A 10,768-nucleotide genomic window follows, 5' to 3' on the forward strand; every position below is an offset into this window, starting at 1 on the left:
ACGAAAGCCGATGAGAACGGCGGTGCGTCTGCCAATGCCCGCGACCTATTCTTATATTCGCAGGGTCTAATGCAACCGGGAGAAGGTAGAGTCCGACCCTCTTCATAGGAACTCGGATCAACGCAAAAAGCCTGCCCGTAACGGGCAGGCTTGGCCGTATCAGCCTTCGCCGATCATTGATCCCTCAGAATGGCCGGTTCGCGTTCCGGCGGCTGGGAATAGGTTGTTCGTTTACGCTGTCTAGGTTCCGACATTCGTTTCACCTGACCGGCATCATCGGCCTGTTTCGGCGGCCCCATGCCTCCCGTGCGCTTCTTCGCCGGTCTCGCCCCAGCCGCCGGCAGCAGCTGTTCATGGACGAATGCCGCCGGTATCGGCGGACGGATGCCGCGTTCAGGCACCGCCTCTACCAGACTCGCCATCGGAGCGAGCTGCGGATCGGACTGTCTATTTTCCTGCGCCTGAACCCGCGCAGGCATCAGATCATCTCGTTTATGCTCGCTCCCCGCGGCAGGCTGCAGTTCATTGGGCATCGGCGGCCCGCCGTTGAAGTCCATGAGATCCACCACCTTCGTGCGGCTATCCGGCATTCGCTTGCGCGCTCTTCTTCGCTCCAGCTGGATGACGACTTCCCCTCTCGTATCCGCCTCGATTCCGTTCTTGTTCACGGATGAATCCGTTTGAACCACCGCAGCCGACTTCTTGCTTCTATTAAAAAATGCGCTTCGCATGATTTGGAACATGTTCATCTCAGCTCACCGTCCTTGGACGCTCGACCTTGGTCATGCCAGGCCAGCGGAATGTTGCCCATTCGGGCTGATGCTTGTCCACTCTCGCGACGACAACCGTCATATCATCCACAATGTCGCCTTTATGGTGCCTTACGACCGTATCGAGGAGCGAATCGGCAATTTCCTGCGGATTATCGGTCTTGATCTCATGAATAATTCGCTTCATCCACATTTCCTTGTTGACGGCGTGCCCCGGGGCATCGTAGATGCCGTCGGTCATCATGATGAGCGTATCCCCCGGCTGCAATTGTACGCGAATCAGATCTATGTCAATGTCCTGCAAAATCCCTACCGGCAAATTGTTGGCCGAGATCGGAATCACTTCGTTCCCGCGCTTGATAAAGCTGGGCGTTGATCCGATTTTCATAAAAGTCGTCTTCGCCGAATACATGTCGATGAGTGCGACATCGACCGTCGCGAAGATTTCGTCCGAGGAGCGAAGCAGCAGTACGGAGTTAACCGACTTGATCGCAAGCTTCTCATCCATGCCGGACTGCAGCAGCTGCTGCAGAATCGAGAGCGCGGTACTGCTTTCCTGCTTCGCCCGCTCCCCGTTGCCCATGCCGTCGCTGATCGCTACGGCAAACTTGCCATTCCCCAGTTCGACGGTGCTGAAGCTGTCTCCCGATAGCAAATCCCCGCCCTTGGCGAGACCGGCCACTCCGGTCTCCACCTCGAATGCCTTGGCCGTGCCGAAGATGACAAGCGCGGCGCCTCCTTCTTTCTCCGGCAGCTTCTCTGCCATGACGGCGATCGGTTCGCCCAGAATGTCGGACAGCAGCGGCGCGATGATTTTACGGCATTCGTCATACCCTTGACCGAAGGTGTGATACACCTCGATCTCAACATTCCCCTCCTCCAAATTAATCACTTCGATGCCCTGTATCGATAAACCGAGTCCTTCCAGCGCCTCTCGGATTTGTTCTTCCTGCAAATGCAGCTGTTGTCCTTCCCGTCTGATCTCCTTCGCGAGGTCTTCCATGACCTGCGATACGCCGGACAGCTGTTCGGCTACGAGCTGCCGCGAATCGCTTAATTGCTTCCGCCATCTTTGGTCATGCTGATACAGTTCATACTGCTGCTGCATCACCCCAAGCACCTGCTGCGGCTTGTTGCAATGCTGGCTCCACTCTCTCGGCACCTCCTTCGGGCCCACGCGCCGTCCTTCTTCCACGACCGTCATCATACCCGTCATCATTTTGTACGTCTCGTAAAATTTCCCCTCCCAACATGAAGTATTGCGATGACAGTTGCTGCATGTCTGTTCCGCGGCTGCATTCATGAAGTGATTGACGGTCTCTTCACGCTTCGTCTTCTCGTCCTGTACACCGCCGAATTGCCCGAAGCTTCGGGACAGCTGACGAAATACTTCCGAGAATTGCGCAACCCGCTGCGCTGTCACATCCCGTACGCGCTTGGCGTATTCATGCTGGGATTTGACATGTTCCTGTGTGCCGGGCACATATTTCGAAATGACGCGCGTAATCGATTTGGGCGTTAACAGCAGCAGCGCCGCCGCAACCACGGACTCCCAGGTCGAATTCATAACGTCCGCCTGGTTGCCGATATAGATGGACAAGATACACGAGCCGAGAAGCATCCCGAAGGCGACGGCCATTTTGCCCCCTTCGCGAAGCAGTCCGGCCAGCAGACCGGCAAATGCGAGCAGGCTCATCTGCACGATCGCATTGGCGTCGGCCAAGCTTAAGATCAATCCGGCGACGACGCCGACGGAAGCGCCGAGCGGCGCCCCGCCAACTAACGCGAAGAGCAGCAGCATATAACGCGACATGATGTGTTCGATAGACAAGCCTTCGATAGCCCAGCCTACCGCTCCCGTCATGATGGAAGCCAGCATGATCATGAGACAAATAATTTCCTCGTTCTTCAGCGCGGATGTTTTCTTGGTGAAGGTCAGCACCGGGATGGCTTGTACGAAGACCAGCGTCAGCACGAAAGCGAGCGATGCCTCCACGCCGACCATCATCAGCTCGTACCACCCGAGCGAGTTTTGGGTCACGACGCCGAAGAGCCTGACGAGCAAGGTCGCTACGAACACGAGCAGCGGCGCATATGAGAGCTCTGCCCGTTCGTAGGCCTCCAATCCCCTCATCAGCAAGTAAACGGCGGCAAGCTCCATGGCGATCCACACTGGTTCCGGCGAGACGGCGAACCAGCTGCCGGCGATGATCGCAGCGGCAACCGGCAGGTATAAATCCCGCCGAAGGAAATAGATGACCGTGAAGTAGGCAACCGCGAACGGGGCCAATGATTCCAAAATGACGGCTCGTCCAAGAAGAAATCCGACGGCCATGAGAATGAAGGTCCACTTACGCGAGGCGATTAGGTCTGATAAGCGAAGGACGCCTGTGCGATCCAGCCCTTTATGAAGAGCCGATTGTACGAAGCTTGTTTTGCGGACGCCGGGGAACATCACGACTTTCGGTTTCGCTGCCATGGTGAGGAGCACCACCCTTTTCAAAATTAATGTATCGCCATTATAGAATCGGACAGCCAAGAAAGTTTGTCAGAAAGCGTTGTCATCGCAAAAGTTTTTTCCGACAATTTCGCCGAGGCGGGCGGCGGCGTGTCGCTACCCGCCTTTCCTGCGGTTCATATGGGATTAACCGTGGGCTGCGCTGTCCGGCGCCTGAGAATTTCAACAAAATCTGTGGCCGTTGTCGGCGCCGACGATGACAAATCGCCGTCCGAACCTGTCGGGATAACGTGAGAACAAGAGAAAAGTTTTTGCGGTGGGCGGGTATATTTCTTGAATGGGCTGCATAACCATCGCGTCAGCGGACGTAAACCGGGGTTGTCGAGGCGGAAATACCGGGGAGAGCCCCCGTAAAGCTGCCTTGCCTTCGTGGAAATTGTCTATTGAAATCAGAAAAGGCAGCGCCTCGGGGGCACTGCCTTCAAAGATACTATGCTATTAAACGCGCTTCGCTCCGCGTCCGCCGCGTTTTGATTCCGTGTTCTTCTTAATGGAGGACATGCGTTCTTCGCTGTCTTTCAGGAAGCGCGATACTTTATCCTCGAAAGAAGGTTTACCGTAGGCAGGTTTGCCGCCGCCAGCTTTGTTGAACGGACGTCCGCCGCCACCGCCGCCTGGACGATTGAAGCCGCCGCCACCGCCACCCGGTCCGCGATCTCCGCCACCTGGACGATTGAAGCCGCCGCCGCCCGGTCCGCGATCTCCGCCGCCTGGACGATTGAAGCCGCCCGGACGATCTCCGGAACGTTCGCGCTGAGGAGGTACAGAACCTTCTGGCCGGTCGATTGCTTGTTTGATGGAAAGCCCGATTTTTCCGTCTTTGTCTACATTAATGACCTTCACTGTCACAACATCTTCCAGCTTCAAATGGTCCTTAACATCCTTGACGTAGTTATCGGCAATCTCTGAGATGTGAACTAGCCCTGTGACACCTCCCGACAAATCGACGAATGCTCCGAAATGCGTAATGCCTGTCACCTTGCCTTCTAACTTGGCGCCCACTTCAATTGCCATAGGTAAAAATGTTCCTCCCTAACCGTTATGCGAAGCTTCTAGCTTCGAGGTCCGCAGTTCTAAGAGCCGCGGGTGATAATAAGGTAAGCCGAAAAATGCGGTTACTAACGTGATTATACCCGAACCGCAGAAGCAAGGCAACAGACGGATACCCGCATTGGCGCCCAACTACGGCTGCTGCAGGACCTCGATGGGACGTTCGCCCTTCTTCACCATGCCGAGCTCCTGCGTCGCCTTAAGCCCAATATATTCCGGATCGTTCAGCCGCTTCACTTCGAGTGCCAGCGCATCGGTTTGCTTGTTGGTCTCGGTGATCTTATTCTTCGCGGCAGCCAGCTTCTCTTCCGCCTGGCTCTGGTGACTCACCTGCGTAGCGAATGTATAGAGTGCCCAGCCCATGAAAAGGATAACGAACATTAACCATAGCTTCAGCCTGCGTTTGCTGCCTGCATGCGAAGAAGATGGATTCGCGCTTGCCGTTGTCATTTCATGAGCCTCCTGACATGAATTTAATCGTGGTCCTTGTTCGAATCCTTGCGGTTCTTCCAGCGCTGCCACAGCCCTCTAAAGGTACTGATGCCCGACTGGTACCGTTCGGCAATGCGCCACTTGGCGATAAGAGGATTTACCCATTTATTCCACCAGCGAAACGCCGGCTTCCAAATCGGTTTGGTCATCCATGATAATAGAAGCCAAAGCGGACGAAGCAATTGTACCACAATTTTCAAGAGGAACATAGCAAACGCCCGGAAAAAGGCCAAAATAAGCTTGGCCAGCCGATAGAGCAGAATAATCGGCTTGACGACCAGCAGACGAAAGGCACGTATCGCGAAATCCGTCACGGCACGGACGGTAAGAATCAGCAGCTTCACGAGCCGGACGGTGATTTTGCTGAACAGCCAGTAGTAGCAGCCGATACCGAGGATAAGACCGAGAAACACATAGAACCGAACTTCGCCGTGATTGCTGGAGGACAGCACCTGAAAGACCGCGATCGTCGCGGCAATCCAATACAGCAGATCGAAGATCGGCACCCAAATGCGGCTGATCCGAAGCTCGTCCGACACGACGCGGTAACCGTCGAAAACGATGCCCATCCCGATCCCAGAGAGAAGCATCGTCATCATGGTCCAAAATTGCACGCTAAGGCTCACGCTCACTTGAACATCTTCCCGAATAGGCCCTTGGACTTCGAGGGCGAATTGCCGTCCAAATACGTAAGCGAGTTAACGAGCCCCTCGATAGCGACAAGCCCCTGTTCCAAGCTGAGATGCTTCATGTGCAGATTCTGTCCGCGAATCGCGAGGAAGCCAAGCTCCGTCTCCAGCAGAAATTCTTCGTTGTCGAAGCTCTCTACGTTCATGACGCCGGTAATCTCAAGGATCTTGCGGTTAAGCATTTTGATTTCCTGGCGTTTCTGGCCTTTGTTTCCTTGCTCCGTCATTGCCCCGTCCCCCTCCTACGAGCGTACTGGTAACTGAGACTAGCCTATGAGGACGGGACAGGGATTAGAACGAAAAAAGCATAACCCGAACAGCCGCTGCCGCGGGCTCCGATAACGGCGCAGGCTTTCACCCCTCCATTCCATTCACCCAAACTCTCGGCCCCTAGCAGTCATAGAATAGTAAAAAAAGGATAGCTAAGGAGTGAGCGCGAGAATGAAAAGAAGCGTGCAGCAGGAAGTGCGGCAGTCGCGGTCATGGAAAGGAAATCAAGGAAGAAGTCGGCGAGCGGGCGGGAATACCTCAGCGGCGGATGCAACAACGAAGGCAACGGCGGTAGCTGCAAGGGCCGCTGCAACAGCGACGGCAACGGCTGCTGCAAAGGCAATGGCACCGCGGCAACGCCTCGCGCCCGCAGTAGGGGCGACGCCAGCGATGGCTGAAGGCGCGGGAGCCGGCATGATCGGAGACAGCGGCGCGCACGGCGTTGCTGAGCCCGTTTTTACCGAGGGCAATCCGGCCGCCGTTCCTGCGGCGGGGGGCTTGCCCGGTGCACAGGCCGGACCCGCGCAGTGGAACGTTCCCGGCAATCGGCCGGAGAACCTGTTCACCCGCATCGGCGGCATGGAAGGCATTATGACGGGCATGACGAACGTGCAGAAATTGTATGGCATGTACAAACAAATACAGCCCATGATGAAGTGGCTGGGGGGAATCGGCGGCGGAGGCGGAATCGGAGCGACAGCTGCCATCCAGTCCTTAGGCAAAGGCGCCTCGCGCCATCGAAGCGGCCGGACCGCCGGCAAAAGATCGGCATCCGGAGCCGGCAAATCGGGCTCCGCTGGCAAGAAGCGGCGCTAGCGGCAGGTCGCCTGCAATTGACGATCCGCGCGGGCATGGAATACCGCTCCGATTATAAGGGCGAGACGAGTAGAAGGGCACGCGAAAAAGAAGGCCTCCCGGCATGCCGGGAGGCCTTCTTCGCTTATTGCCAGTCGAGCTTGTTCTCGGGCTGGCGGGATTCTTCTTTCAACAAAGTATACATGCCGCTCGCCTCGTCCTTCTTGGTCGTCTCCGCGATCCGCTCCACGCGGACGGTGACGATCTTCTGGCCGTATTGAATCTTGAGCTCGTCGCCGGCTTTGACGGTGCTGCTCGCTTTGGCTTCGCGGTCGTTGATCCAGACGCGCCCTTGGTCGGATACGTCCTTCGCAACGGTGCGCCGCTTGATCAGGCGGGATACTTTGAGAAATTTATCGAGACGCACTTACTTAATGGCGTCCTTGAGTTTGTTGCCGGCTTTGAATGCGGGTACTTTGGATTCGGCGATCGTGATCGGATTGCCCGTTTGCGGGTTGCGGCCCGTGCGTCCGGAACGTTTGCGCGTCTCGAATGTACCGAAGCCGATCAGTTGTACTTTGTCGCCGGTTGCCAGCGCGTCAGTAACTTCACCCAGGAAGCCGTTCAGGACTGCCTCTACGTCGCGTTTCGTCAAACCGCTTTTTGCTGCAATGTTGTTCACCAAGTCTGTTTTGTTCATGAAAAATCCTCCTAATCGATCAAATATAGTTGTAGACAGCCAGAAAGCCGCCGCATAGCTTGATTTCCTCAACGTAGTATTCTGCTTGCTAGCAAATAAATCCTGCCTGACTGGAAAATTTTTTTGTGTTTTATGAGGAAATTAGCCGAATTTTGACGAATCTTCTGAAATGTTTTCAGGGCAGCCTTTTGGCTTCCTCCCAAAAACGATCCATCTCTGTTAAATCAGTTTGGTCAAAGGTTCGCCCGCTTATACGAAGCTGCTCCTCAATATATGAAAATCGTTTCTTGAATTTCATATTCGTGCGGGCAAGCGCTTCTTCCGGATCGGCTTTGATGAACCGCGCGGCATTGACTGCCGCGAACAGCAGATCGCCAAGCTCGCTGGCCTGCTCGTCGGCATCCTTATCGGCAATCGCCTCCCGCAGCTCGAGCAATTCCTCTTGAATCTTGTCCAGCACGGGTCCGATCTCGTCCCAGTCGAAGCCGACCTTGGCCGCTTTCTTCTGGATCTTGTAAGCTTTCATCAGCGCCGGGAGATCCGGAGGTATGCCGTCCAGCTGCGAGGCGTTGGACGGATCGATGCCCTTGCGGCGTTTCTCCTCGGCCTTCATCCGCTCCCAATTCTGCAGCGCTTCCTGCGCGTCGCCTGCGGCGGAGTCGCCGAATACATGCGGATGGCGGAAGAGCAGCTTCTCGTTAAGCGTCTGGATGACATCGTACACGGAGAACGTGCCGGTCTCTTCTTCCATCTGGCTGTGAAGCATGACCTGCAGGATCACGTCGCCGAACTCTTCGCGCATGCCGTCGGGATCGTCGTTGTCCAGCGCTTCGATCGCTTCGTACGTCTCCTCGATGAAGTTCTTGCGGATGGACCGGTGCGTCTGCTCCATATCCCACGGACAACCTTCGGGGCTTCGCAAAATCGCGACGATCTCGTGCAGCCGCTCGAAGCTGCGATTGCGCAGCGAATCGTCCGTGGACCGGGGCAGATAAATGAGCGACAGATTGCCGTAGCCCGGCGTTCGGTCGAGCTCGTACAGCGGGACGGTCACGATCCGTTCTTCGCCCGGGACGCCAAGCGCGTGTCCGATGGTTACCGGATGATCGTCCGGCAGCAGCTCCATGAGCGTCAGCTTCACGTCGGATGCCGTGAACGTATCGTACACCTGCCCGATGACGGTATGCAGCTCCGTCCGAACGAGCGACGGCTTGAGGCCGGCAGCGTCCAGCAGCTGGAAGCCTTCGATCGGATCGAAGCCGAGGCGCGTGAACGCTTGGTCCAGGAAGCTCTCGCCGCCGAGGATGTGGAGGGAAATGCCGTGCTGCGGGCATCGCTCGCGCAGCAGCTGCACCGTGCGCTCCGCCACCATCGGATGGCCGGGTACGGCATAGATCAGGGATTGCTTCGCTTGGACGGTCTCGATGAGCGCATTCGCGATGGCTTCGTACACGTCGGGAAACGAATCCATCTGCTCGTAAAAGGCATCGAAGGTGTCGTACGACAGATTATGATCGGCGAACAGACGCATCATGGGATGCTTGTCCGTCCGCACGTAGCGGTGCTCTGTCTCCTGCAGCTTGCGCCACGCGCCGAGCGTGAGCTGATCGGCGTCGCCGGAGCCCAGCCCGACGACGGTAATGGTCGATTGCATCGTTCGTTACCTCCTGGCAATGATTTCTCGCATAACTGGATTCATTATAGCACTCCGTTCCCGCGAACAGAAAAATCCACCCCGAGCGAACGCTCGAGGCGGAGCCTGGCCGGGAAAACGGACTGCCGCGCAGCTTGAATCCATGCGGCGGGCTTGGGTTCCGAATTGCAGGTTTCATGCAATGGCCGAGTCGGCTACCATCCGCGATCGCCGCAGAGGTTTCGCGCTTGACCCGGCGTTTATAGGCGGGGCGTTATCCAACTACGGCTTCGCCAGGAACTCGGTCGTGAAGGCTGTCGTCACGTCCTGCTTCTCCTTCAAGCCCTTGATCTCGATCAGTTGATCCTGCAGCTGGTTCCATCTGTCTACCGTCATGGCGCCGATGCCGTTCGCCTTGGTCTCGTCGGTCAAAATGAATTCCTTCTCGTGCTCCGCTTCGTAATCCATCGCGTCCAAAGTCGCCTCCGGGTTGTAGGTCTTGATGAGCGGATTGACGGTCTTGTAGTTGTCCAAATAGTAGCTCCAGCCCTTCTGGCTCGCCTGCACGACGGCCTTCACGACATCCGGGTGCTTAGCCAGGTAATCCTCCGTCGTGAACAGCACGTCGGCATAGTTGGCATAGCCCGAATCGGCGACTTTCAGCAGGGATACGTCGACCCCTTGGTTGGCAAGCGCGTACGGCTCGTTCGTAATATAGCCTTGGTTCAGCGACTTCTTGTCCTTGATGAAATTGACGAGCTGGCCGGTGTAGGCCATCGGCTTCGCTTTCGTCAGCTTGAACTTGCTCTTGATGTACTCCCAATACAGCGTGCCCGGCGTCACGTACACGGTCCGGTTCCCGATATCGGCGAAGCTCTCGATCTTGTCGTCCGCATGGTGAATCAGCACTTGGGGCGAATATTGGAAGCCGGCCAGGATGCCGACGACCGGAATGCCCTGCTGCCTCGCGAGCAGGATGTCATCCGCGTAGGAGATGCCGAAGTCGGCTTTTCCCGAAGCGACCAGCGTCATGGCGGAGATCTGAGGACCGCCCGGCGTAATCGTCATGTTCACGCCGGCGTCCCGATAATAATTTTGTTGGAGCCCGGCAAAATAACCCCCGTCCTCGCCTTTTGCATACCAGCCCTCGATTAAGGTGACATCTGCCGGATTGGTGCTTGCCGGAGTTCCCGCGGCCGGCTCGTCCGCAGCGGCCGAGGCGGTATTGGCCGGATCCGCGGTTGTCGCGTTCGCTGCCGGCTTGGCATTCGAGCCCGGATCGTTCTTCGCGTTCGTGCCGCAGCCCGCGAGCGACAGCAGGATGAGCAGCATCCCGATTCCTGTGCCATCTACCTGTCTATACATGGTATCCCTCCCGTATTTCGATCCCATCCAGCTTCTCTCGTATACGCCGTCTCGTTCGGATCCTTACGACGTTATTGTAAGGTCTGCTAGAAGTATATGTAAACATAATTGACATAATTTTGGGGAAATAACGAAGAACCATGCCGGTTTTTGTGCACAATGACAAAATTGGATCCGATTCTCGCGTAATATGTTCCATAACTATTACATCAATATGTCATTTGCAGGATATAGAAAAGGCCCTTCTTCCTCGAACGAGGGAAGAAGAGCCTTGGTCTTGGCGCCAGCCTAGGCGCCTTTGGGCAGCAGGCGCCAGCGGGCCAGCCGGGCGGCCAGCGCATCGCCGCCCGGCAGCGCGCGCAGCTCGCGCGCGCTTATGCCGCCGAAGCGCAGCACGGCGGCGGCGAAGAGCGCTCCGCCGAGGGCGGTGCCCCCGAGCGCGAGCGCAGCCGCTGCCGCCCGCGGCGGCAGCACGAGGCCGAGCAG

General features: G+C 56.7%; 11 protein-coding genes and 1 pseudogene. 1 reads left to right on the plus strand and 11 read right to left on the minus strand.

Annotated features, from left to right (window positions below; genetic code table 11):
* Nucleotides 1–173: 173 nt before the first annotated feature.
* The 6 genes from GT003_RS31630 to yabP form a co-directional block, all read right to left on the minus strand.
* Entirely contained in the window at nt 174–689 is a 516-nt protein-coding gene (locus GT003_RS31630) for a hypothetical protein (protein WP_161705626.1), read from the minus strand.
* A 61-nt stretch (nt 690–750) separates the two neighbouring features.
* Complete coding sequence (gene spoIIE, locus GT003_RS31635; RefSeq protein ID WP_161705628.1) at nt 751–3,249, minus strand: stage II sporulation protein E; 2,499 nt, start codon at nt 3,247–3,249, stop codon at nt 751–753.
* Nucleotides 3,250–3,726: 477 nt separating this feature from the next.
* Nucleotides 3,727–4,302, minus strand: a complete 576-nt coding sequence (locus tag GT003_RS31640; protein ID WP_161705630.1) for a S1 domain-containing RNA-binding protein — start codon at nt 4,300–4,302, stop codon at nt 3,727–3,729.
* Nucleotides 4,303–4,470: 168 nt separating this feature from the next.
* On the minus strand, nt 4,471–4,788 hold the full coding sequence (locus tag GT003_RS31645; protein ID WP_161705632.1) for an FtsB family cell division protein: 318 nt from the start codon (nt 4,786–4,788) through the stop codon (nt 4,471–4,473).
* A 23-nt stretch (nt 4,789–4,811) separates the two neighbouring features.
* Nucleotides 4,812–5,462 (minus strand): spore cortex biosynthesis protein YabQ, encoded by a 651-nt coding sequence (gene yabQ / locus GT003_RS31650; RefSeq protein ID WP_338046041.1) that lies wholly within the window; start codon nt 5,460–5,462, stop codon nt 4,812–4,814.
* Complete coding sequence (gene yabP, locus GT003_RS31655) at nt 5,459–5,746, minus strand: sporulation protein YabP (RefSeq protein ID WP_161705634.1); 288 nt, start codon at nt 5,744–5,746, stop codon at nt 5,459–5,461. Before yabP ends, yabQ begins: the two co-directional genes overlap by 4 nt.
* 433 nt (nt 5,747–6,179) lie before the next feature.
* Here yabP and GT003_RS31660 point away from each other — a divergent pair, with 433 nt between their 5' ends.
* Entirely contained in the window at nt 6,180–6,605 is a 426-nt protein-coding gene (locus tag GT003_RS31660; RefSeq protein ID WP_161705637.1) for a hypothetical protein, read from the plus strand.
* A 124-nt stretch (nt 6,606–6,729) separates the two neighbouring features.
* Here GT003_RS31660 and GT003_RS31665 read toward each other — a convergent pair whose 3' ends face one another.
* The 5 genes and pseudogenes from GT003_RS31665 to GT003_RS31685 form a co-directional block, all read right to left on the minus strand.
* Nucleotides 6,730–7,011 carry a S4 domain-containing protein gene (locus GT003_RS31665; protein WP_161705639.1) on the minus strand — a complete coding sequence of 94 codons (282 nt, stop codon included), beginning with the start codon at nt 7,009–7,011 and terminating at the stop codon, nt 6,730–6,732.
* Entirely contained in the window at nt 7,012–7,284 is a 273-nt protein-coding gene (locus GT003_RS31670) for an HU family DNA-binding protein (RefSeq protein ID WP_161705641.1), read from the minus strand.
* A gap of 175 nt (nt 7,285–7,459) precedes the next feature.
* Nucleotides 7,460–8,938, minus strand: coding sequence for a bifunctional methyltransferase/pyrophosphohydrolase YabN (gene yabN / locus GT003_RS31675; RefSeq protein ID WP_161705643.1), 1,479 nt, complete (start codon nt 8,936–8,938; stop codon nt 7,460–7,462).
* A gap of 261 nt (nt 8,939–9,199) precedes the next feature.
* Entirely contained in the window at nt 9,200–10,282 is a 1,083-nt protein-coding gene (locus GT003_RS31680) for an ABC transporter substrate-binding protein (protein WP_239566168.1), read from the minus strand.
* 288 nt (nt 10,283–10,570) lie between these two features.
* Nucleotides 10,571–10,768: pseudogene (locus GT003_RS31685) on the minus strand (polysaccharide biosynthesis protein); the annotation flags it as partial.

This window comes from Paenibacillus sacheonensis (genome assembly GCF_009909195.1).
Lineage (GTDB): Bacteria > Bacillota > Bacilli > Paenibacillales > Paenibacillaceae > Paenibacillus_Z > Paenibacillus_Z sacheonensis.